The organism is Candidatus Thiodubiliella endoseptemdiera, assembly GCF_964212635.1.
GTDB classification, from domain to species: Bacteria; Pseudomonadota; Gammaproteobacteria; order PS1; family Pseudothioglobaceae; genus Thiodubiliella; species Thiodubiliella endoseptemdiera.
In genome coordinates this window covers 369847-392384 of the sequence record NZ_OZ156463.1, presented here as the reverse complement: position 1 = coordinate 392384, position 22538 = coordinate 369847, and the positions used below count along the sequence as shown (strand labels likewise).

The window sequence follows — 22538 nt, the reverse complement described above, 5'->3', positions numbered from 1 at the left end:
AATAATAATGGCTAAAGTGTTAACGCAAAGAGAAATGGAAGAGTTTTTTCAAACTATTAAATTTAATACAGGCACTCTTCAAACGGTATCTGAAAAAAACCCATTAGATGCTATTATAATAGGTGCAGATACCTTGCATGCAGGTATTAGTATCATTAAAGCTGGATTTGGGGTTAATCTTTTTGGCTCATTGGTTGGCAGTGCTGATTTGATTAATACAATAAGTAACTGGGAAAACACTTCAACCCTTGACAAAATCACAACCCTTACCAATGCAGCTAGCTCTATTGCTGTATGGAAAACACCTTATTTAGCATTAGGTCTTGGTGCGGCGGCTTTAGGGCTTAGCATGTGGGCTTATGCTGAAGGCGATGCAGAAGTAACTGCAAAAATTGATGGGCTACTAGATGTCGTCGGCAACGCCATAAGCGACACTTGGCAGGACGCCACTTCATTACTTGATTTGGCTGATAGCAAGGCACAAACCCCTGCAGAAAAAATACAACAAATCAACAACCCAATCATTATCAAGGAGTCTCAAGCAGGCAACCCAATCGACCAATTCACCTTCGACACCGCCACCCAAGCCCTATCCCCATGGAAAAATGGCAACATCGTAGACCTTAACGACCAAGGTGAGTTGTTTGTTAATGACCCAGATGTTGCCTTTAGTGATATTGGTGATTTGTTTGATGCAGAAGAAGCCATGCTTCAAGAACTACAAGAGGGCTTGATAACCTATGAGGAATTCAGCGCCTTCCAAGACTATGTGTTGGATTATTCCTTGGATGATTATGTTTTTGAACCTAACTATAATTTCGATGAATATACCTACGACCCAATCGGTGCTTTTTATGACTCTCAAAGTGAAGAATATGACAATGCCTTGAGTATTGCTAGTCATACAGGTGTTTTATTGGATGCCAATAACCAGGCTTTAAGCATTGCACAGCTTCAAGCGCTAGATACTAATAATGACGGACAACTCAGCACTAATGAAACCACCAGCCTCAACCTATGGACAGATCTCAATGAAGATGGGCATTTAAATACTGGCGAGTTAGTCAATTTAAGCACCCTTAACCAGCCTATTCAGCAATCTGATTATGGTTTTTATACTCAAGGCAATGGTCTTGTTGCCACTAACCAGCCTAATCAGGCTAATCAAGCAACTGAACCGACCACCCCTGATAGTAACTATCGTCATCTGCGAGATACGATTAACTTTATTGGTACATATGATGGGGTAATTTCTTGGGGTGCCGATGATATTAAAATCGATGAAGGTCGCACTCATATGCTAATCGGCACTGATGGCAATGATGCTTTTGATGTGAACTATTTTTCCAGTTACACCAGATACTTTAGCCTCAACGCACTCACTCACTTCTTAGCAGGCGATGGTAACGATCTGATGGGTGGTAGTAATAGAGCTGATAACCTTTGGGGTGGTAAAGGTAATGATGAACTATTAGGCTATGCTGGAGATGACCATATTTATGGCGAACAAGGCAATGATAAAATATTTGCTGGCGTAGGAGATGATACTGTTCATGGCGGTAGTGGCAATGATGTGATTGTTGGCTTTACTGCTAGTAATGATGCCAAGCAAACCTTAGGTGCAGGAGAAACTGACAATGACACCTTATATGGTGGCGCAGGTGATGATAGTCTGTACGGTGGGCTTGGTAACGACATTATAGATGGCGGTGCTAATGACGATGCCTTGCTAGGCGAGCAAGGCAATGATAAGCTTTGGGGTGGCACAGGTAATGATGAAATCCAAGGTAATGATGGTAATGACGAACTCATGGGTGGTGATGGTGAAGACCGCCTGTTTGGGCAAACTGGTAACGACAAGCTTTGGGGTGGTGAGGGTAATGACCTGCTATTGGGTTTTACCGCTGCTAATCAAGCTAAACAAAGCCTAAGTGCTGGTGAAACTGATGATGACTATCTAAATGGCGGTAGTGGCAATGATGTTTTAATCGCTGGCTTAGGTAGTGATAGGCTTTATGGTGGCACAGGTAATGACGAACTTCAAGGGGGCAAGGGTAATGATAAACTCTATGGTGAGGCAGGTGATGATAACCTGTTTGGTCAAGTCGGTGATGATGTTTTGTATGGTGGTGATGGTAACGATTATTTAGCTGGCTTTACTGCCAGCAATGAAGCCAAACAAACCTTAGATACAGGGGAGAGTGACAACGATCATTTATATGGTGGTGCAGGTCAAGATACTTTGGTTGGTGGCTTAGGTAATGACTACCTCGATGGTGGTGCTGATGCGGATGTTATGGTAGGCGGACAAGGTGATGACATCTATATTGTTAACAGTGTTAATGATAGTATTTATGAGCAAAGCAACCAAGGCTATGACACTGTGATATCTAGCACCAGTTATCTACTGAATGCTAACATTGAAGAGCTTAGATTACTCGAAGGCTTTAATATCCACGGTACTGGCAACGCACAAGATAATAAAATCATCGGTAATAGCAGCGACAACATCATTGATGGTGTAACCGGTGCTGATGAAATGATTGGTGGTTTGGGTGATGATACCTATTATGTTGATAACATCAATGACCAAGTGATTGAAAATGCCAATCAAGGCACAGACACTATCCAAAGTAGCATCAGTCAAACCTTAGGTGAGCATATAGAAAACCTAACTCTGCTTGATTTTTCCAAGGCGGAGAAAGGTCGGGTTGATGGTGAAGATGTTTTAGTTTATGGCTTTCCAAAACGCAATGAACTTGATTATATACAAGGTGATGCTATCGAGAATTACAAAGGCACTTGCGCTTTAACTTCAATTGCTAATTTAATCACCCAAACAGGCACACCTACAACAGAAGGTGAAGTGGTTAATGTGGCTATTAATAACAACTGGGCAATAAATGACCCTAGCCTGCCTGCTAGTCAACTGGGTGGTTCAAACTACCTACAGCAACAAGCCATTTTAAATAGCTACAATATTGACAATGATGTTATTCATGGTTACAACGAAACAGGTATTGCTAACTTGCTTCGTGGTGGTCGTGGGGTGATATTGTCAGTCAATGCAGGCAAACTATGGGACGATCAAAATTATGTTGGTAATGGCGGTGTTAATCATGCGGTAACTTTGACAGGAGCAGTGCACAGTGCCAGCACTGGTGAATTAATGGGATTTTATATCAGTGATTCAGGACGCGGGAAAATTAATGATATGACCCGTTTTGTTGATGTTGAAACTTTCAGAGAAGCGGCTGATGTTATGAATGCTTATAGTATTTATACCGAAAAAGCAGTTAAACTTTGGGATGAAAATATAGACGGTACTGGCAATAACAATGCCAATAATATTATTGGTAATCGTGGGGATAATACTCTAGATGGTTTAGCAGGTGATGACACTATACGAGCGGAGGCTGGCAATGATGTCATTACAGGCGGTTTAGGTGATGACATTTTGGACGGTGGCAGAGGTAATGATACTTATCATTTTAATTTAGGTGATGGCAATGATACTATTATTGACACTCAGGGTGTGGACACTATTGTATTTGGAGAAGGCATACAAATTGCTGATGTTACTGTTACGACAAATGGAAGTGACTTATTACTTACTATAAATGCTCAAAATAGCATTTTGTTAAAAAATACCGCAGAAAATAGAGTAATTGAACGAATTATGTTTACCGATGACAGTGTATGGCACATTAATACGGCTGGGAATGATTTTAATTCAGGCGTAAGAGGGCGTATTTACCTACAAGGAGATGCAATAGAAGGACAAACTTTAACGCTAACAAATACTTTATCTGATGCTGATGGTATAGGTGAGTTAAGCCACCAATGGCAATACTCAACTGATGGACAAACTTGGGTGGATATTGTTGGTGCTACGAGCAGTGAACTAACCTTAGCACAAGCGCATACTGGCAAGTATGTACGAACTGTTGCTAGTTATACCGATGATCGTGGCACTTTAGAAAGTATAACCACATATTCTAGTGCTCAAATAACAGGTGCTGATGGCAACCATATTCCTATAATTAGCGCTGATGTTAGGCTAGATGATGGCTTGCAAGATAAGGATGTATTAATCACCACAGCACAATTATTAGCCAATGCTAGTGATATTGATGGTGATGATTTAACTATTATCAATTTAAGTGTAATTGGCGATAATGCCAGCATAACTAACAATAATGATGGCACTTGGACTCTAACTCCAAATGCTAATTTTAATGGTCAAGTGCAGTTGAGTTATAAGGTTAGCGATACTCACTCTAGTGTTAGTGCAAATGCTGGGGTTAACATCCTTCCAATTAATCACCTGCCAACTGTGAGCGGCGTGGTGAGCCTAGCAGGTACCGAAGATCAAAATTTAACTATCACCAGCGCACAATTACTAGCTAATGTTAGTGATATTGATGGTGATGATTTAACTGTTATCAATCTGAGTGTTGTTGGTGATAATGCCGCTCTAACAGTTAATAATGATGGCACTTGGAGCCTAACGCCGAATGCTAATTTTAATGGTCAAATAGAGTTAAATTATGATATTAGTGATGCTAGGGCAACAATTAGCAGTAGTGCCAATATTGACATAACTCCAGTTAACGATGCCCCAATCATTAGTGCTATTGTCAATCTATCAGGTGCTAAAGATAGAAATGTAAACATCACCACTACGCAATTACTAACTAATGTTAGTGACATCGAAGGTGATGATTTAACCGTAGTTAATTTGAGCGTAGTTGGTAATAATGGCATCCTAACAGTTAATAATAATGGTACTTGGACGCTACACCCAACTACTGGGTTTCTTGGTCAAATAGAGTTAAGTTATGAGGTTAGTGATGGCGAGGCGGCAACTAGTGTAACTGTTAATGTTAATATTATTGATGCAATATTAGGCACTGATGGTGATAATAATCTAAAAGGTGGTTTTGGCAATGACAACATTATTGGACTTAAAGGTGATGATGTTTTAAAGGGTGATTTTGGTAGTGATAAATATTATTATCAAAAAGGTGATGGGAATGATATTATTGATGATTATTCTGGAGAAAATAGGTTAATTCTGGCAGATATAAATGCTGATGAAATAACTATTTCTAGATCTGGCAACGATGCCATCTTAACCATTATCTCTACAGGTGAGACTATTACTTTTAAAGGTCAATTCTTTAATGCTGCAATTAGTGTAATTGAGTTTGCAGATGGTGCTCAGTGGAGTGCTCAGGATATATCAGACAATGCATTTTATATAGGCACTGATGGTGATGATGATATAAGAGGCGGATCTGGCAATGACAAAATTATTGGGCGTAAAGGCAATGATATTTTAAATGGCAACTCTGGGAATGATAAATATTATTATCAAAAAGGTGATGGGAATGATATTATTGATGATTATTCTGGAGAAAATAGGTTAATTCTGGCAGATATAAATGCTGATGAAATAACTATTTCTAGATCTGGCAACGATGCCATCTTAACCATTATCTCTACAGGTGAGACTATTACTTTTGAAAGTCAATTCTTTAGAGCTACAATTGGTGTAATTGAGTTTGCAGATGGTTCTCAGTGGAGTGCTCAGGATATATCAGACAATACATTTTATATAGGCACTGATGGTGATGATGATATACAAGGCAGTCTTTCTAACGATAAAATTATTGGACATAAAGGCGATGATATTCTAAATGGCAGATTTGGGAATGATAAATATTATTATCAAAAAGGTGATGGGAATGATATTATTAATGATTATTCTGGAGATGATTATTTAATTTTAACTGATATAAATGCTGATGAAGTTAGCATTGTTAAATCTGGTTATAACGCTATCTTAACCATTACCCCTACAGGCGAAACTATTACTTTTAATGATCAATTTTTTACAGGTGGTTCAATTGATGTAATTGAGTTTTCAGATGGCACTCAGTGGAGTGCTCAAGATATTTTAAATGCGGTTAATGATGCCCCAATTGTCAGTGCTAATGTCAGTCTAACAACCAATGAAGACCAAGTACTCACTATCACCACAGCACAACTGCTTGCTAATGCCAGCGATGTTGATGGTGATGCGTTAAGTGTGGCTAATCTTTCTGTTGTTGGTAGCAATGCCAGTCTGATTGATAACCAAGATGGTACTTGGACACTAACCCCAAATGCTGACTTCAATGGTCAACTACAACTGAGCTATGAGATTAGTGATGGCACAGCAACTATTACCAGTGCTGTAGATGTGGTGGTTACTACGGTTAATGTCACTCCTAGCGACATTGCTGACAATACCAGCACCACAGGCGAACTAACGCTAAATGATGTTATTATAGGCGATATTGAAACAGCCAACGATACAGACTGGTTCCGTATTGTCTTAGAAGCCAATATAAACTATCAAATTAACCTAGAAGGCTCTCCTACCAGTGCAGGCACATTAAGTGATACTTATTTGCGTGGCATTTATGATGCTAATGGTAATATGATAAATAGCACAACCAATGACGATGGTGGGCAATTATCTAACTCACAACTTGACTTTAACACAACAGAATCTGGCACTTACTATGTCTCTGCTGGAGCCTTTAGTTCAAATACAGGTACTTATTCACTGAGTATTGATGATATGAGTGTTATTTGATAGAAAATGTATTAGTGGTGTAATACTACATTACCTCAGTCTTTCTTAGTGACATCCCATACTTTATTTGAACTTTGTCCGATTTTATTACCAACTTCTTAGGCTTTCTCACTGCCTGTGGTATTCCACCAATTTTTAGTAGCGCTCCATGTCTTGTTTGAGCCTTCGCTGATTTTATTGCCAATTTTTGTGGCGGTGTTGCTGCCAGTTTGTTGGCAACAATATAACGGATGCTTGATCGTTGCTTGTTGTCTTGCTTTTGTACTTTGGTTAAAGGTGTAATGGTCTAACAATCTTGGACACAAAGATAGCCTTATAATACCAAACCATAAGGAGGTCAAAATGACACAAATAACCAAACCAAGAAAAGAACGTACTAACTTTACCATTGAACAGAAATTGGCACAACAAGTCCATCACGAGAGTGTTTTTGCTGATATGCCGTTTAGCAGAATTAAGTTTAGTGCATTTTATGACAAGATTATTAATAAAAAGGCAATATGTTTGGTCGCTCGTATTGGTGATAAGATTGTTGGTTTTATTTACGCAACACTTGGTAGTTACTTTATTGCCGATTCACGCCCTATAGCAACTGTTAGTGTTATCTATATTAAGAAACAAATTCGTGATACATTGGCAGGTGGAAAAGTCGCTATGCGTTTAGTTAAGTCTGCAAAGAAATTTGCCAAAGATCATGGTGTGTCTCATTTATTATTTCATGTAACATCAGGCATCAGTATTGCCAATACTGATAGATTTTTTAGAAAAATAGGGGCAAAAACTTTAGGGGGTAATTATGCGTTTAAGTTATAAAAGTCTTAACGAGAGCGTAAATTAAACTGTGTAAATCCGCCTTTTCACTCTTAACTATTTCTCGTATTTTTCCATAATCTCATCAAAAAATATACATAATTGAGGGTAAATCTCACCCCAGTTTCTAACTCTAGTTCTTTGCCATTTTTCCTGTATTTGTTGTGTTGCCAAGTATACCATTTTAAGCGCTGATCCTTGTGTTGGGAATGAGCCCTTAGATTTAGTTTTCTTCTTGATAATAGCATTTAATGATTCTATTGGGTTAGTTGTGTATATCAATGTTCTAACGCTTTGCGGATACTTAAAGAATGTTGATAGCTCACTCCAATGGTTATGCCATGATTTGGCAATATTAGGGTATTTTTTATCCCAAATATGTTTAAATTCATCTAGTGATAATAATGCCTGCTCTTCGTTTAAAGCCGTGTAAACAGCTTTTAAATCTTTAGCAACTGCCTTTGTGTCTTTCCAAGACACAAATCTTAGCGATGAGCGGATTTGGTGAACAATGCAGCGCTGAACCTCAGCTTTTGGGTAAACAGCCTCTATTGCTTTATTAAAGCCATTTAATCCATCAATAGCAAAGATTAAAACATCGTTAATACCACGCTTTTTAATATCGTTTAACACTGTGAGCCAGTACTTAGATGTTTCGTTTTCACCTATCCAAAATCCAATAATCTCTTTTTTACCTTCAAGACTTACACCCAGCATAATATACACAGCAATGTTTTTAACCACAGAATCAATCTTGATTTTAAGTACGGTAGCATCCATAAATATGATGGGATAAATCGCCTCTAAAGGACGATGCTGCCACTCATCTACCTTAACCATAATCTTCTCGGTAATGTTGGATATGGTGGTGGTAGATAGCTCATAACCATACAAATCATCAAGATGATTTTGAATGTCTCTAACGCTCATGCCTTTGGTATAAAGAGACAAGATTAAATCCTCACTGCCGTCTAAAATGACTTCACGCTTTTTGACTAGTTGTGGCTCAAAACTGGCTTGCCTATCTCTGGGGATGGCGACATCTATATTGCCATACTTGGATTTTAAAGTCTTTTTGTTATGCCCATTGCGATAATTACGACCGTCGTTATCTTTTAGTGATAACTGATTTTTTTGATAGCCAAGATGGCTTGATAGTTCTTCTTCGCTAGCAGTTTGAATAACCTCTCGCATTATGTTTTTAAATTCATCTGCGATGTTATCAAGGGAGGTAAATTCCCCTGTTTGGATTTGTCTTTTTAGTTCGTTGTGGTTGATTAAACTCATTTGTGTTTCTCCTTGTATTTTTAATGCTTTTGATTTTATAGGATCAAAAGCTTTTTAAGGATTTACACAGTTTAATTTACGCTCTCGGAATTTGCTAAACCCAATAGAGGCTTATGAATTACCAAAATCTTATAATCAATCAATAGATTTAATGGGATTGAAAGAAAAAATAAAGCAAGAAATTTTACTGGAGCTTAAATCTAAGTCTAAAGTTCAAAATACCTTCAATCGACAAAAAGCTTTGAAACGACGAGCGGCAATTAAAAAAGCACAGAAAGTAATAAAATTAGAGCAAGAGCAAAAGCAAAAGATTAGAAGGGCAAAGCAATTTAAAATAAGACTCTTAAATTGAGACCTTTGCATAAATAGGGATGATTAGCAAAATGACAGATTTTATTAAATTGGAAATTTTTTAAATCCACTCCTAGCAGGGCTAAGGGTGTTTTTAAAAAGTTTGTAATTTGATGAAAGATGGCGTTTTGATGATTATTCATATTTATGCAAAGGTCTCAAATTAAAAATAAATAGCATTTATAAAAGAAAGTTGTTATTAAAACCTCTTGTTTAATAATTCAGTATTCCTATTCTAAGATAAAAGAAAATAGATTTATTGATGATAATTTGGCGCTTCTTTGGTGATACTAACATCGTGTACATGTGACTCAACCATACCTGCTGAAGTTACCTGAACAAAAGTCGCATTGACGCGCATCTTATCCAAAGTTTCACATCCTGTATAACCCATTGATGACCTGACACCACCTATCATTTGGTGAATAATAGGGCGGATAGAGCCTTTAAATGGCACACGACCTTCGATACCTTCTGGGACTAATTTATCAGCTTTAGAGTCTGATTGGAAGTATCTATCAGATGAGCCGTGTGATTGGTTCATTGCACCGATTGAGCCCATACCGCGGTAAGACTTATAGGATCGACCTTGGTAAAGTTCTACTTCACCTGGGGATTCTTCAGTGCCAGCTAACATTGAGCCAAGCATGACGCAGTATGCACCCGCAGCAAAGGCTTTGGCAATGTCACCTGAGTAGCGAATACCACCATCAGCAATCAATGGAACACCTGTACCTTTAAGAGCGTCAGCGACATCAGAAATTGCGGTAATTTGTGGCACACCAACACCTGCAACAATGCGCGTGGTGCAAATACTGCCTGGGCCGATTCCGACTTTTACACAGTCTGCACCCGCTTTGACTAAATCCAATGCTGCAGCACCTGTGGCAATATTGCCAGCGATAATATTCAAATTTGGATATTTGGCTTTGGTTTTTTTAACACGGTCAAGTACACCTTGCGAGTGCCCATGTGCGGTGTCAACAACGACAACATCCACACCTGATTCAACCAAAGCATCAATTCGTTTACCTGTGCCAGCAGCTACACCAACGGCAGCACCGACACGCAGTTGCTCCTTTTTGTCTTTACAGGCATTTGGAAAATCGGTTGATTTTTGAATATCACGAACGGTAATCATACCTTGTAATTTAAAAGTATCGTCAGCAATAATCACGCGTTCAATACGGTGCTTGTGTAACAAGGCGCGCACTTTATCCATTTTTGTGCCTTCCTTAACGGTAATTAGATTTTCTTGTTGAGTCATAATGTTTTTAACCGAATCTTGAAGATTGGTTTCAAAACGCACATCACGACTCGTTACCATGCCAATAATTATGTTACCGTCTGTTACTGGCAAGGCAGAAATCTTGTATTGCTGTTGTTTATTAAGCACATCTTGAATGGTTGCCGTGGCGTCAATCGTGATTGGCTCTCTAATGATGCCAGACTCAAATCGCTTTACTTTACGCACTTCTGCTGCTTGCTCTGCTACTGACATATTTTTATGAATGATGCCGATGCCACCTTCTTGTGCCATTGTGATAGCAAGTTTCGCTTCTGTTACTGTGTCCATTGCTGCCGATAAAATTGGGGTATTTAGGGTAATGGTTTTAGTTAATTGGGTTTGTAAATTGACTTCTTTAGGCATTGTAGTTGAATGTGCAGGCACCAATAATACATCATCAAAAGTAAGTGCAGTTTTTAGTAAGTTCATTTTAAAATCTCCTGTTATTGTTGGTACGCTTAGGGAAAACAAAACCCATTATAAAGCCAAAAAACAGCACTAAGGCACCGACGATAAACCAGTTTCTGGAACTAGAATCTTGGTCAATCGTGCTGTTATTTTGTAATAGTTGTAATTCTGCGGTTAATTGTAAAGTTTGGGTTCTCAGATTTTTATTTTCATGTTCAAGTTTGAGAGAGTCTTGGTAGGTACTTCGAATATGCTTCTTTTCTGACTCTAATTTACCCACTTGAATAGATAAAGCTGTATTTTTTTTCTTTAACTCAAGGATGTAATCTTCAAGTGCAATATTCCTTTCATTTTGTTTGGAAAGTGATAATTGATTATTGTTACTACTGCGTCTAAGTCTTTCTAATTGCACTCTTGCAGGTGTATTAGAAGTTAAATAACGAGAAATCATCCAGCCTACGGTGTTTTCAAATTTAACTTTAGTCCAGCCATTTTCAGTGGCAAGAATTTTTAATTGTGTGCCAGAATCTAACATTTTAATGAGATTGCTTGGGTTATTTTGAATGCTATTATCAGAACGCATTGGAATAGGTACCATATCGGTAACATACACATAAGAATCAGCATCCACGACTGAACTGAGTAATAAAAAAGTGATAAGGAGGGTGTTTTTTAATTTCATAAGTTACCTATTTTCTTTAATTGTTCGGATAAATCAGTAATAGCACTTTCGGCCGAAGCCAATCGCTCTTTTTCAGTGTTTACAATCGCCTCAGGCGCACTACTGACAAATTTTTTGTTATTTAATTTTCCTTCAGACACCATTTTTTGTTTTTCTAATTTTTCAATTTCTTTGTTTAAGCGCGCTGCTTCTTGTTCTTTGTCAATCAACCCCGCTAACGGAATTAGTATTTTCATCTCACCAACCAATGCAGTTGCTGACTCAGGGGCTTCATTATTTGTTGCAAGTTTATCAATGGTTGCCATCTTTGACAAGGTGTTTAAGATATTTATATACTTATTTAGATACACTTCATCAGTTTTATTGAAGTTTTGTACAAAGCAATTAAGCGGTTTATTTGGCGGAATATTCATTTCCCCACGGATTTGGCGAATACCGAGGATAAAGGTTTGTAGCCATTTAATTTCCATCTCAGATTGCTCAGAAATGAGTTGTGATTCTACTTGTGGATAAGCTTGAGTTATTAAAGATTGATTATCTTTGTCGAGAATTGTATTGCATTGCTCAAAAATTTCTTCGGTGATAAACGGAATAATAGGGTGTAATAAAGTAACCATCTCATTCAAAACTTTAATCAATGTCGCCTGCGTCCCTGCCTTGGTTTTTTCATCTGCCAACAATGGCTTGGACAATTCCAAATACCAATCGCAATAATCACCCCACACAAATTCATACAGCTCTTGACTCATTAAATCTAAGCGATAATCCTTTAAATGTTTTTCAACCTTGGTTTTAGTACCTTGTAAACGCGACAAAATCCACTCGTCAGCAGTTGACAGTTTTGCATTGGTATCAATGGTTTCGCCTTCTAATTTCATCAATACAAAACGAGAGGCATTCCACAATTTATTACAGAAATTACGATAACCCTCAACCCGTTTTAAATCAAACTTGATATCACGACCAAATGAAGCGAGTGCCGCGAAAGTGAAGCGTAATGCATCGGTACCAAAAGCAGGGATACCGTCCGAAAATTCTTTTTTAGTTTGTTTTTTGATTTTTTCAGCCATTTTTGGCTGCATCATGCCTTGTGTTCTTTTCTTTAATAAATCTTCCAGTGAAATACCATCAATCAAATCAATGGGGTCTAAAACATTACCTTTGGATTTAGACATTTTTTGCCCTTGCCCGTCTTTGATTAAGCCAGTGATATAAATGTCTTTAAATGGTACTTCGCCCGTAAATTTAAGCCCGAACATAATCATTCTTGCTACCCAAAAGAAGATAATATCAAAACCTGTAACCAAAACATCGGTTGGATAAAAGCGTGCTAAGTCAGGTGTTTTTTCAGGCCACCCTAATGTTGAAAATGGCCATAAAGCAGAAGAAAACCAAGTATCAAGTACATCTTCATCTTGTCTGAGCGTTACTCCTTCACCCGCTTGTTTTTGCGCTTCCTCAAGTGAATCTGCCACGAAAATATTGCCATTTTCATCATACCAAGCAGGAATGCGATGCCCCCACCAAATTTGACGAGAAATGCACCAATCTTCAATGTTTTCCATCCAGTTATAATAAGTTTTGTCCCAATTTTCAGGAATAAAACGAATTTCACCCTTTTTCACTGCATCAATCGCTGGCTGTGCTAATGGTGCAACTTTTACAAACCATTGGTCAGTTAAATAAGGCTCAATCACTGCATTACTTCTATCGCCTCGTGGCACCATCAATTTATGTGGGTCAATCTTTTCTAGCAAACCTTGTTCATCCAAATCTTTCACTATTTGCTTGCGAGCCACAAATCTATCCATACCTGTATAAGTACTTTTAACTGTATCGTTGATTTTGGCATCATCTGTGAGAATATTAATTACTTCAAGATTATGTCGTTGCCCCATTTCATAGTCGTTGAAATCATGTGCAGGTGTGATTTTCACACAGCCCGTTCCAAAATCCATATCCACATAATCATCAGCAATAATAGGTATTTTTCTATCTGTTAACGGCAAATTAATGGTCTTGCCAACAAGGTGTGCATAACGCTCATCATCTGGATGCACTGCCACAGCACTATCGCCGAGCATCGTCTCAGGGCGTGTTGTTGCCACTACCATTACTTCATCTGTATCTGTAATGGGATAACGCATATGCCAAAGCGAGCCTTGTTCTTCGGTGCTAATCACTTCAAGATCAGATACCGCCGTGTGTAATACAGGGTCCCAATTTACCAAGCGTTTACCTCGATAAATCAAACCCTCTTTATGCAGTTGAATAAAAACTTTTTTAACTGCATTCGATAGTCCATCATCCATCGTAAAGCGTTCTTTTTCCCAATCTACCGACGCACCCATACGACGCATTTGTGAAGTAATCGTGCCACCAGATTGCTCTTTCCAGTCCCAAATTTTTTCAATGAATTTTTCACGCCCAACATCATGACGGGTAATATCTTTTGCAGCCAGTTGGCGTTCCACTACCATTTGTGTTGCAATTCCCGCATGGTCAGTGCCTGGTTGCCACAGTGTTTGTTCGCCTTTGCCCCGATGATAACGAGTTAGAATATCCATAATCGTATGCTGAAAAGCATGCCCCATATGCAGAGAACCCGTCACATTTGGTGGTGGCAGCATAATACAATAGGCGTTCGGACTGGTAGAATTTAAATCGGAAGAGAATAGATTTTCGCCCTCCCAAAGTGAGCGATATTTGCTTTCGATTTGTTCAGGGTTGTAGGTTTTTTCCATTGACTTGTAAAGATGGATTAAACTGTGTAATTATACCAACAAAATACCTATGAGTAACAATAAAATTTGGTTAGTGTATTTATTAGAATGCACAAATAACACCCTATATTGTGGTGTTACCAACGACATCAAAAAACGCCTTCGTCAACACAACGGAGAAATCATCGGAGGTGCCAAATATACCCGTGCCAATGGCCCTTGTGAATTGGTTTATCAAGAAAATGCCAAAGACCGCTCCACTGCCCAAAAACGCGAATGTGAAATTAAGGCACTGTCTCGTAGTGAAAAATTAACACTTATTAGGCAGACCTTGGAACAATAATTCAACACAAAATCCTTGATATGATTTTGCGTGTTAAAATAGTTGAAATTTAAAGACAATATAACGGAAAAAATATAATGACAGTAAAAAAAGACAAAGTAGTTGAGATTCATTACACGCTAAAAAATGATGATGGTGAAGTGTTGGATACATCAAAAGGGCAAGAGCCAATGCCGATTTTGCAGGGGCATGGGAATATTGTACCAGGGTTGGAAAAGGCGATTGAAGGGATGAAAAAAGGCGAGTTTTGTGATGTTAGTGTTGAGGCAAAAGAAGCGTATGGCGAGTATCATGTCGAAGGTGTGCAGGATATTCCGATGGAAGCATTGCAAGGTATTTCTGATTTGCAAGTAGGGATGGAATTACAATCGCAAGATGAGCAAGGCAATCCGTTTATTGTTGTGGTGAAAGACATTGCTGATGATGTGGTAACGGTAGATGCTAACCACCCTTTGGCAGGGCAGGCACTGCATTTTAGTGTCAGCATTGAAGATGTGCGTGAGGCAACTAAGGAAGAATTATCACACGGACATGTGCATTCACATGATAGTTCTTGTTCGCATTGATTGTTGGTGGTTACATTTATTGACAATTAGTTTATGGATTTGAAATGGCGTTCGGCTTGTTTTTTGATGCAGAAAAGTGACGAATAGTTATTAAATTCACGATATTTGTATAAAAACTGTGAAAAATGAATAAAAGTCAGCAAATCGTGACACATACTTGCCCTTTATGCTATTCCCACAGTTTATCATCTTATTACCAAAATAAGTATGCTGAATATTTACAGTGTTCACAATGTGATCTGGTGTCCGTTCCTGTGCAGTTTCATCTGAGTGCTGTAGATGAAAAATTGCGTTACGATACCCACGAAAATAACCCTGAAAACGCAGGCTATCGGGCATTTTTGTCGCAGGTATTTGAGCCTGTTATTGCACAGATTGGTAAGGGTGATAAAGGCTTGGATTTTGGTTGCGGGCCAGGACCAACTTTGTCGTTGATGTTTGAAGAAGTTGGATATTCGGTGGATTTGTTTGATAAATTTTATGCGAATAATTTAGAGGTATTTGAACGACAGTATGATTTTATTACGGCGACTGAGGTGGTTGAGCATTTGCGTGAGCCAAGGGTTGAGATGGATAGATTGTTGGGAATGCTGAAACAGGGTGGGGTGTTGGCGGTGATGACGCAAATGATTAGTGAAAAAGTGGATTTTGCGTCTTGGTATTACAAAAATGACCCGACGCATATTTGCTTTTTTTCTAAAAAAACCATGTATTATTTAGCAAAACAATGGGGTATAAAAGTTACATTTTTCGGTGATAATGTTGCTTTATTTATGGCATAATTAATTTTTTTTACTAAGGTGTTGGTGATGCGTTATCTTTTGATGGTTAGTGTGGTTTTTACTTTGTCAAGTGTGCAGGCGGGGTTTGGTGATTGGTTTGCCAGTAATAAGACTAAAGTTACTAAGCCTATTGTTAAAGTGATTGAGCCTATTAAGCCAGAATTAGTCAATATCAATACAGAAGCATTGCTAAAAATATTAGATACAGACCCTAATGTGTTGTTGATTGATGTGCGTGTGCCATTTGAAATCAAGAGTACTGGCACAATTAATCGTGGGCAGAATATTAATATTATGCGGGGTTGGATTGAGACACAAATTGCAGATTATGCTGAAGATAAAAACACGCCAATTGTAGTGTATTGTGGACTAAACATCCGTTCACCACTTGCTGCTCAAACTTTGATGGAGATGGGCTATACCAATGTTAAAAACTATGCTGATGGGTTTATGACCTGGAAAGAGCAAGGCAACCCAGTGTGGATCAGTGATTATGAACCTGATAATATTTTATATAGAAAACCCATTGAAGTTATCCCGAATGTTTATTCAGCAATTGGAGCAGCACAGCCAGGTAATTATGAAAATTCCAATCATAATAATAATTTATCATTTATCGTTACCACTAATGGCGTTCTAGTATTCAATGCTGGTGGTAGCTATTTATTGGCAAAGGCAATGCATGAGGAAATTAAAAAGATAACCAATCAGCGTATTCTGTATGTGGTGCTTGAAAATGCACAAGGGCATGCAATTTTAGGTGCTAATTATTGGAAGCAGCAGGGTGCAACTATTATTGCACACACAGAGGCAGATAAACAAATCAAAGAAAATGGCGAAGAGATTTATGCACGCACTTTAACTCGACAAAAAGACAAACTGATTGGCACCAAAGTCATTCGCCCAGATATAGTCTTTGATGAGCACTTTAATTTGAATATGGGCGGCACTAAAATTGAACTTATGCATCTTGGTGCTTCTCATTCACCTGATGATATTCAATTGTGGATGCCAAAACAAAAGTTATTAATTGGTGGTGACACCACATTTAACGAACGCTTGTTGCCTATATTTTTGCACACTGATATTGTAGCATGGGTTAAAACTTGGGATAAAGTGGTGGACTTAAATCCTAAAATTATCATTCCTGGGCATGGACATCCAACCGACTTAGCAACCGTTACCAAATTCACCAAAGAGTATTTAGTTTATATGCATACACAAGTAACTAAGATATTGGATGAAGACGGTGATTTGGCAGATGCTTATGATATTGACCAATCTGCCTATAGGGATTGGGGGACTTATCGCGAGTTACATCGTCAAAATGCGGGAAGAATTTTCCAACAAATGGAATTTTAGCAAATTGAGACCTTTGCATAAATATGAATAATCATCAAAACGCCATCTTTCATCAAATTACAAACTTTTTAAAAACACCCTTAGCCCTGCTAGGAGTGGATTTAAAAAATTTCCAATTTAATAAAATCTGTCATTTTTCTAATCATCCCTATTTATGCAAAGGTCTCAAATTAAATTTAGGTAACTTTCATAGCGTTTAGGGTGAATACTGCCATTACCTAGAGCATTTTTAATTGCACAGTCGGGTTCGTTGATGTGGACGCAGTTCCTAAATTTACATTGTCCAATAAATGGTTTAAATTCTCTAAAACCACTGAGAATTTCTTGGCTAGTGAGGGTGTTGAGGTGGAATTCACGAACACCGGGGGAATCGATTAAATCACCACCTGAGGGAATGTGGTAGAGGGTGGTATTTGTGGTGGTGTGTTTTCCGAGTTTACTTTTTTTGGATATTTCATTGACTCGAAGGTTTAAATTAGGGATTAATTCGTTAATGAGGGAGGATTTTCCAACGCCTGATTGCCCCAAGAAAATGTGGGTTTTATCATTGAGTTGTTGCTTAAATTCTGCGGTGCCGATTTGCTCTTTAACACTTAAATAACTGACTTTATAGCCGATAGATTGATACATGGCAAAGTCGGTTTTGACTTGCTCAATATTTTTGGACAGTTCAATTTTATTAACAACAATTCTAATTGGTAAATTGCCATTTTCTGCCACCACCAAATAGCGGTCAATTAAATCAAACTGATAATGCGGTTCAATGGCAACGACTAACCAAAGTTCGTCAATATTGGCAGCGATAATTTTGTGCGAGCGTTCTAAGGTGTTATCTCGTTCTAATAGGGCGGTAACGACACCTGTATTGTCATCATTCATTTGGAAAATCACTTGGTCACCAGCGACGGATAAATCAATGTTGCGTCTGGCGGTACATTGGACTAAATCGCCTGCTTCACTCTCTACTAATAAGCGTTGCCCGTAGCGGGTGATGACTAGGCCTATTTGCACTTCGGCACTATTACCTAAATTTTGATTACTGTCTGCTGCTTTGTTGGCTCTAACAACACGCTCGGCTTGAATTTTTTCAATACGCCATTTTTGTCGTCGGGTTAAACTCAAAGTGAATTACTTGAATTTATAATAGTGTTTATTTAGGTAATCTACTACAGATTTTTCTTCCTCAGGAAACCAGCCAGTGCGGAAGTTTTGTGAGCAAAAGCTCACTTGTTGGCGTAATGCCGCATAACTGTCTTTTTTGTTATCACGCGTGTACATACTTGATGTATGGCAACGAATACAAGATTCATCGTGCAACTCTTTGCCTTCGCTCTCCTTGTCAGAATCGGCAAATGAAGTGCTGGAAAATAATAGGAGGATTGTTAATAATAGTGTTTTCATTGTGTTATCTCTCTTAAATGATTTATTCTAATAGATGCACTGGGGTGTGAATCATGAAATGCTGAGTATAACCTATCTGGCGTTAGCGTTGATGCATTATCCCTATACAATTTAACCAAACTTGATACCAAATCATCAGCATTTGTGTGTTTAGCGGCAAAGGCATCGGCTTCAAATTCGTATTTACGAGAAAATAAACTGCTAATCGGAGTAATGAAAAAACTGAATGAAGGCATTGCCAAACTGAATAAAACTAAGGCGGTATAATTGCTCATTTGACTGATACCTAGTCCATGAAAAAACCAAGTTTGCGTGATTAAATAACCGAGCAACGCTAAGCCGAGTAAGGTGATTAAAAATGAAATTACCATTTGTTTGCGAATGTGTTTATGATGAAAATGCCCCAATTCGTGCGCCAAAATTGCCTCTACTTCTTGCTCTTCCATACCTTTAAGCAGTGTGTCAAAAAACACGATGCGTTTGTTTTTGCCAATGCCAGTGAAATAGGCGTTACCATGGGATGAGCGTTTAGAGCCATCCATGACAAATACGCCATCGCTTTTAAAGCCTGTGCGTTTTAATAAATCGTCAATTTTTGTTTTTAGTGTTTGATTTTCCAATGGATTAAATTTGTTAAACAGTGGTGCAATAAATGTAGGATAAAGCCACAATATTAACAAAGAAAACCCCGTCAGTACCAGCCAAACAGTTAGCCACCAATATTGTCCCATTTCATTCATTAGATACAAAATCGCATACAGCAACGGCAAACCAACCACCATCATCAGCACAAAACCCTTAGCCATATCGCCAATCACCGTGCGTATTGTGGTTTTATTAAAGCCAAATTTAGCCTCTAACACAAAAGTGCGATACAAACTGAATGGTAAATCAATCACCGTGCCAATCAGTAATAAACTAATAATAAAGCCAACCCCAATATACAGCGTATCAGGCGTTACAGAACGCCAAAACCCATCCAGCCATTCTAACCCGCCACCCAATGTCCAACCTAATAATACCAAAGTTGAAAAGACAATTTCCAAATTGCTAATCTTTAATTTTGCACGGGTGTAATTCGCTGCTTTTTGGTGTTGCTTCAAAGTGATTTTTTCTGTAAATTCATCAGGCACTTTGGCAAATGAATTTTGCACTGCTTTTGCCTGTCGAATATTGAGCCATATCATTATGATTACATAGGCGAATGTAGCGACTAAAAAAATAGCGGTAAATAGGTTGAATTGCATAATAATAATGGAGACCTTTGCATAAATATGAATAATCATCAAAACGCCATCTTTCATCAAATTACAAACTTTTTAAAAACACCCTTAGCCCTGCTAGGAGTGGATTTAAAAAATTTCCAATTTAATAAAATCTGTCATTTTGCTAATCATCCCTATTTATGCAAAGGTCTCAATGATAAATAATAAAGTTGCCTATTTTACTGTTTTTTTATTTGTCTAATGCTTTTTTAAATGCACAGAGGTCGGTATAATTCAGGCATTAATTTTTATTTTTATATTCGTGGCGTTAATTGTTCAAAAATATGGTGGCACTTCAGTTGGCTCAGTAGAGCGAATTCAAGCGGTTGCTGCAAAAATCAAGGCTTTTGCTGATAGTGGTAACCAGTTGGTTGTTAGCGTTTCGGCAATGAGTGGCGAAACCAACCGTATGACTGCACTTGCGAAAACGGTTCAAAATACGCCGTCTTTAAGGGAAATGGATGTTTTGCTGACGACAGGTGAGCAGGTGACGATTTCTTTGTTGACAATGGCGTTGCAGCAACTTGGTTGCGATGCGATTTCTTATACAGGCTCACAAGTGCGTATTATCACCGACTCTGAGCACGGCAAAGCACGCATTAAATCCATTGACGACCATCGTATTCATGCCAGTTTAAATGCGGGTAAAGTTGTGGTAGTTGCAGGGTTTCAAGGGGTGGATGAAGAAGGGCACATTACCACGCTCGGTCGTGGTGGTTCTGATACGACTGCAGTTGCACTGGCAGCGGCATTGAAAGCTGACGAATGCCAGATTTATACCGATGTTGATGGGGTTTATACTACTGACCCTCGCATTGAGCCGAATGCCAGAAAAATGAAGTCCGTGAGTTATGAGGAGATGTTAGAGATGGCATCACTAGGCTCAAAAGTCTTGCAAATTCGTTCGGTTGAGTTTGCGTCAAAATACAAAGTGCCGTTAAGAGTATTGTCATCGTTGATTGATAATCCAGTAGGCACATTAATTACCAGTGAGGAAAATATTATGGAACAAGCCGTTATTTCGGGAATTGCACACAATAAAGATGAGGCAAAACTGAGTTTGATTGGGGTGCCAGACGAGCCAGGGATTGCGTATAAAATTCTCAAGCCGATTAGTGAAGCCAATATTGAAGTAGATATGATTGTACAAAGTGTTTCCGCTCGTGAAGGGCTGACGAATTTTGCCTTTACCGTGCATCGCAATGATTTTGACAAAGCACAGAAAATTCTGCAAGGTATTTGCACGGATTTAAAAGCCAAAGCAGTGCAAAGCGACGACAAGGTGGTTAAAGTATCATTAGTTGGTATTGGAATGCGTTCACACGCAGGGATTGCCGCACAGATGTTTGAAGTATTGCATCAAGAAAATGTGAATATTCAAATGATTTCCACTTCCGAGATTAAGATTTCGGTAGTGATTGATGCAAAATATTTAGAATTGGCAGTGCGTTCATTACATGCTGCATTTGAATTAGATAAGGAATAAAAATGACAGGATTTGAAGACAGAGATGGTTTGATTTGGTTTGATGGTGAATGGGTTGATTGGCGTGAGGCCAAAGTCCATGTGCTAACCCACACGCTACACTACGGTATGGGTGTGTTTGAAGGGGTTCGTGCTTATCAAACTGACAAGGGTCCAGCGATTTTCCGCTTGGAAGAGCATACTAGGCGTTTGTTCAATTCTGCTAAAATTATGGCAATGGACATCGGCTATTCTCAAGAGGAAATTAATCAAGCACAACGCGATGCCGTGGCTAAGAATAACTTAGACAGTGCTTATATCCGACCAATGTGTTTTTATGGATCAGAAGGGATGGGCTTGCGTGCTGATAATTTAAAAGTGCATACCATTATTGCAGCATGGGAATGGGGTTCGTATCTCGGCGAAGATAATATGAAGAATGGTTTGCGTATTCGCACCTCAAGTTACACCCGTCATCACGCCAATATCGCAATGACCAAGGCAAAGGCAAATGGCAACTATATTAACTCAATGCTGGCATTGCAAGAAGCATTGACCGATGGTTACGATGAAGCTTTATTGCTAGATGTTGATGGTTTTGTTGCTGAAGGCAGTGGTGAGAATATCTTTATTGTGCGTGATGGCGTGATTTATACCCCTGATTTGACTTCGGCATTGGCAGGTATTACTCGTGATACGATTTTTGAACTTGCTACAGACTTAGGTTATAAAGTAATTGAGAAGCGTATTACTCGCGATGAGGTGTATTGTGCTGACGAAGCCTTCTTTACAGGCACAGCAGCAGAAGTTACCCCAATTCGTGAGTTAGATAATCGAACCATTGGTAATGGTTCTCGTGGGCCGATCACTGAAGAATTACAAGTATTATATTTTGATTGCGTTTATGGTCGCAACGACCAATATCAATGCTGGGTTGCTAAAGGAGGTTGCTAATGATAATAGGCATAGATGATTTTCAACAAAAGAATGTGAGTTTTAGTATAGTAAAAAAAGCAGATTTACCTACACACTGCCCACCAATTGAAGTACAAAAATGGAGTATGCATCCTAAAGTATTTATGCAGTTTGATGAGCAAGGTGAGGCAACTTGCCCTTACTGTGGCTCTAAATACCAATTGGTAGATTAATCGCACACATAT

21 protein-coding genes are annotated in these 22538 nt (G+C 38.5%); 12 read left to right on the top strand and 9 right to left on the bottom strand.

The annotated features are described in order from the left end of the window. The first annotated feature begins 7 nt into the window (after nucleotides 1–7). Nucleotides 8–6646, top strand: coding sequence for a cadherin-like domain-containing protein (locus tag AB8525_RS01985; protein ID WP_369178274.1), 6639 nt, complete (start codon nucleotides 8–10; stop codon nucleotides 6644–6646). Nucleotides 6647–6744: 98 nt separating this feature from the next. Here AB8525_RS01985 and AB8525_RS01980 read toward each other — a convergent pair whose 3' ends face one another. Next, nucleotides 6745–6939: a hypothetical protein gene (locus AB8525_RS01980; RefSeq protein ID WP_369150197.1), complete on the bottom strand. Its 195-nt coding sequence runs from the start codon at nucleotides 6937–6939 to the stop codon at nucleotides 6745–6747. A 49-nt stretch (nucleotides 6940–6988) separates the two neighbouring features. On the opposite strand from AB8525_RS01980, the gene AB8525_RS01975 reads away from it, so the two are divergent. Further along, nucleotides 6989–7459, top strand: a complete 471-nt coding sequence (locus AB8525_RS01975; RefSeq protein WP_369150196.1) for an N-acetyltransferase family protein — start codon at nucleotides 6989–6991, stop codon at nucleotides 7457–7459. Nucleotides 7460–7513: 54 nt separating this feature from the next. Here the strand turns inward: AB8525_RS01975 and AB8525_RS01970 are convergent, their stop codons facing one another. Then, nucleotides 7514–8743: an IS256 family transposase gene (locus tag AB8525_RS01970; protein WP_369150210.1), complete on the bottom strand. Its 1230-nt coding sequence runs from the start codon at nucleotides 8741–8743 to the stop codon at nucleotides 7514–7516. Between the two features lie 151 nt (nucleotides 8744–8894). Between AB8525_RS01970 and AB8525_RS01965 the strand changes: the two genes are divergently transcribed. Continuing rightward, nucleotides 8895–9095 carry a hypothetical protein gene (locus AB8525_RS01965; protein WP_369178272.1) on the top strand — a complete coding sequence of 67 codons (201 nt, stop codon included), beginning with the start codon at nucleotides 8895–8897 and terminating at the stop codon, nucleotides 9093–9095. On the opposite strand, the gene AB8525_RS01960 is transcribed toward AB8525_RS01965, so the two are convergent. The 4 genes from AB8525_RS01960 to AB8525_RS01945 form a co-directional block, all read right to left on the bottom strand. Beyond that, nucleotides 9073–9237: a hypothetical protein gene (locus AB8525_RS01960; protein ID WP_369178270.1), complete on the bottom strand. Its 165-nt coding sequence runs from the start codon at nucleotides 9235–9237 to the stop codon at nucleotides 9073–9075. The genes AB8525_RS01965 and AB8525_RS01960 overlap by 23 nt on opposite strands. 113 nt (nucleotides 9238–9350) lie before the next feature. Continuing rightward, complete coding sequence (gene guaB / locus AB8525_RS01955) at nucleotides 9351–10811, bottom strand: IMP dehydrogenase (RefSeq protein ID WP_369152183.1); 1461 nt, start codon at nucleotides 10809–10811, stop codon at nucleotides 9351–9353. Between the two features lies 1 nt (nucleotide 10812). Then, nucleotides 10813–11472 carry a TIGR04211 family SH3 domain-containing protein gene (locus AB8525_RS01950; RefSeq protein WP_369152180.1) on the bottom strand — a complete coding sequence of 220 codons (660 nt, stop codon included), beginning with the start codon at nucleotides 11470–11472 and terminating at the stop codon, nucleotides 10813–10815. Beyond that, a complete protein-coding gene (locus AB8525_RS01945; RefSeq protein ID WP_369178268.1) occupies nucleotides 11469–14216 on the bottom strand; it encodes a valine--tRNA ligase in 2748 nt (915 codons plus the stop codon). Before AB8525_RS01945 ends, AB8525_RS01950 begins: the two co-directional genes overlap by 4 nt. 49 nt (nucleotides 14217–14265) lie before the next feature. On the opposite strand from AB8525_RS01945, the gene AB8525_RS01940 reads away from it, so the two are divergent. From AB8525_RS01940 to AB8525_RS01920, 5 genes are all read left to right on the top strand, one after another. Continuing rightward, nucleotides 14266–14538 (top strand): GIY-YIG nuclease family protein, encoded by a 273-nt coding sequence (locus tag AB8525_RS01940; protein WP_369152178.1) that lies wholly within the window; start codon nucleotides 14266–14268, stop codon nucleotides 14536–14538. Nucleotides 14539–14615: 77 nt separating this feature from the next. After that, entirely contained in the window at nucleotides 14616–15104 is a 489-nt protein-coding gene (locus AB8525_RS01935; protein WP_369178267.1) for a peptidylprolyl isomerase, read from the top strand. 254 nt (nucleotides 15105–15358) lie between these two features. Beyond that, nucleotides 15359–15886 carry a class I SAM-dependent methyltransferase gene (locus AB8525_RS01930; protein WP_369152175.1) on the top strand — a complete coding sequence of 176 codons (528 nt, stop codon included), beginning with the start codon at nucleotides 15359–15361 and terminating at the stop codon, nucleotides 15884–15886. A 27-nt stretch (nucleotides 15887–15913) separates the two neighbouring features. Next, complete coding sequence (locus AB8525_RS01925; RefSeq protein WP_369152174.1) at nucleotides 15914–17248, top strand: rhodanese-like domain-containing protein; 1335 nt, start codon at nucleotides 15914–15916, stop codon at nucleotides 17246–17248. A gap of 23 nt (nucleotides 17249–17271) precedes the next feature. Further along, nucleotides 17272–17448 (top strand): hypothetical protein, encoded by a 177-nt coding sequence (locus tag AB8525_RS01920; RefSeq protein WP_369152173.1) that lies wholly within the window; start codon nucleotides 17272–17274, stop codon nucleotides 17446–17448. Here AB8525_RS01920 and rsgA read toward each other — a convergent pair. Genes rsgA through AB8525_RS01905 form a run of 3 tightly spaced genes read right to left on the bottom strand, consistent with a single transcriptional unit; the run spans nucleotide 17414 to nucleotide 19935 of the window. Beyond that, nucleotides 17414–18370, bottom strand: a complete 957-nt coding sequence (rsgA, locus tag AB8525_RS01915; protein ID WP_369152172.1) for a ribosome small subunit-dependent GTPase A — start codon at nucleotides 18368–18370, stop codon at nucleotides 17414–17416. The genes AB8525_RS01920 and rsgA overlap by 35 nt on opposite strands. 6 nt (nucleotides 18371–18376) lie before the next feature. Next, nucleotides 18377–18649, bottom strand: a complete 273-nt coding sequence (locus AB8525_RS01910) for a hypothetical protein (RefSeq protein ID WP_369152170.1) — start codon at nucleotides 18647–18649, stop codon at nucleotides 18377–18379. Next, nucleotides 18646–19935, bottom strand: coding sequence for a M48 family metallopeptidase (locus AB8525_RS01905; RefSeq protein ID WP_369152169.1), 1290 nt, complete (start codon nucleotides 19933–19935; stop codon nucleotides 18646–18648). The genes AB8525_RS01910 and AB8525_RS01905 overlap by 4 nt, the downstream gene beginning before the upstream one ends. On the opposite strand from AB8525_RS01905, the gene AB8525_RS01900 reads away from it, so the two are divergent. The 4 genes from AB8525_RS01900 (at nucleotide 19924) to AB8525_RS01885 (ending at nucleotide 22526) form a co-directional block, all read left to right on the top strand. Further along, the gene (locus tag AB8525_RS01900) at nucleotides 19924–20079 is read left to right on the top strand and encodes a hypothetical protein (RefSeq protein ID WP_369152167.1); all 156 of its coding nucleotides are present in this window, start codon (nucleotides 19924–19926) and stop codon (nucleotides 20077–20079) included. The two genes, AB8525_RS01905 and AB8525_RS01900, sit on opposite strands and share 12 nt — an antisense overlap. A 97-nt stretch (nucleotides 20080–20176) precedes the next feature. After that, nucleotides 20177–21400, top strand: a complete 1224-nt coding sequence (locus AB8525_RS01895; RefSeq protein WP_369178265.1) for an aspartate kinase — start codon at nucleotides 20177–20179, stop codon at nucleotides 21398–21400. A 2-nt stretch (nucleotides 21401–21402) separates the two neighbouring features. After that, on the top strand, nucleotides 21403–22332 hold the full coding sequence (locus AB8525_RS01890; RefSeq protein ID WP_369152165.1) for a branched-chain amino acid transaminase: 930 nt from the start codon (nucleotides 21403–21405) through the stop codon (nucleotides 22330–22332). Next, nucleotides 22332–22526: a zinc-finger domain-containing protein gene (locus tag AB8525_RS01885; protein WP_369152164.1), complete on the top strand. Its 195-nt coding sequence runs from the start codon at nucleotides 22332–22334 to the stop codon at nucleotides 22524–22526. The genes AB8525_RS01890 and AB8525_RS01885 overlap by 1 nt, the downstream gene beginning before the upstream one ends. Nucleotides 22527–22538 lie beyond the last annotated feature (12 nt).

What these genes read in the sequence shown, in the direction of transcription:
- AB8525_RS01985 (WP_369178274.1), top strand. Translation starts at nt 8, where the DNA reads ATGGCTAAAGTGTTAACGCAAAGAGAAATGGAAGAGTTTTTTCAAACT.
- AB8525_RS01975 (WP_369150196.1), top strand. Translation starts at nt 6,989, where the DNA reads ATGACACAAATAACCAAACCAAGAAAAGAACGTACTAACTTTACCATT.
- AB8525_RS01970 (WP_369150210.1), bottom strand. Translation starts at nt 8,743, where the DNA reads ATGAGTTTAATCAACCACAACGAACTAAAAAGACAAATCCAAACAGGG.
- AB8525_RS01965 (WP_369178272.1), top strand. Translation starts at nt 8,895, where the DNA reads ATGGGATTGAAAGAAAAAATAAAGCAAGAAATTTTACTGGAGCTTAAA.
- AB8525_RS01960 (WP_369178270.1), bottom strand. Translation starts at nt 9,237, where the DNA reads ATGAATAATCATCAAAACGCCATCTTTCATCAAATTACAAACTTTTTA.
- guaB (WP_369152183.1), bottom strand. Translation starts at nt 10,811, where the DNA reads ATGAACTTACTAAAAACTGCACTTACTTTTGATGATGTATTATTGGTG.
- AB8525_RS01950 (WP_369152180.1), bottom strand. Translation starts at nt 11,472, where the DNA reads ATGAAATTAAAAAACACCCTCCTTATCACTTTTTTATTACTCAGTTCA.
- AB8525_RS01945 (WP_369178268.1), bottom strand. Translation starts at nt 14,216, where the DNA reads ATGGAAAAAACCTACAACCCTGAACAAATCGAAAGCAAATATCGCTCA.
- AB8525_RS01940 (WP_369152178.1), top strand. Translation starts at nt 14,266, where the DNA reads ATGAGTAACAATAAAATTTGGTTAGTGTATTTATTAGAATGCACAAAT.
- AB8525_RS01935 (WP_369178267.1), top strand. Translation starts at nt 14,616, where the DNA reads ATGACAGTAAAAAAAGACAAAGTAGTTGAGATTCATTACACGCTAAAA.
- AB8525_RS01925 (WP_369152174.1), top strand. Translation starts at nt 15,914, where the DNA reads ATGCGTTATCTTTTGATGGTTAGTGTGGTTTTTACTTTGTCAAGTGTG.
- AB8525_RS01920 (WP_369152173.1), top strand. Translation starts at nt 17,272, where the DNA reads ATGAATAATCATCAAAACGCCATCTTTCATCAAATTACAAACTTTTTA.
- AB8525_RS01910 (WP_369152170.1), bottom strand. Translation starts at nt 18,649, where the DNA reads ATGAAAACACTATTATTAACAATCCTCCTATTATTTTCCAGCACTTCA.
- AB8525_RS01900 (WP_369152167.1), top strand. Translation starts at nt 19,924, where the DNA reads ATGAATAATCATCAAAACGCCATCTTTCATCAAATTACAAACTTTTTA.
- AB8525_RS01905 (WP_369152169.1), bottom strand. Translation starts at nt 19,935, where the DNA reads ATGATTATTCATATTTATGCAAAGGTCTCCATTATTATTATGCAATTC.
- AB8525_RS01890 (WP_369152165.1), top strand. Translation starts at nt 21,403, where the DNA reads ATGACAGGATTTGAAGACAGAGATGGTTTGATTTGGTTTGATGGTGAA.
- AB8525_RS01885 (WP_369152164.1), top strand. Translation starts at nt 22,332, where the DNA reads ATGATAATAGGCATAGATGATTTTCAACAAAAGAATGTGAGTTTTAGT.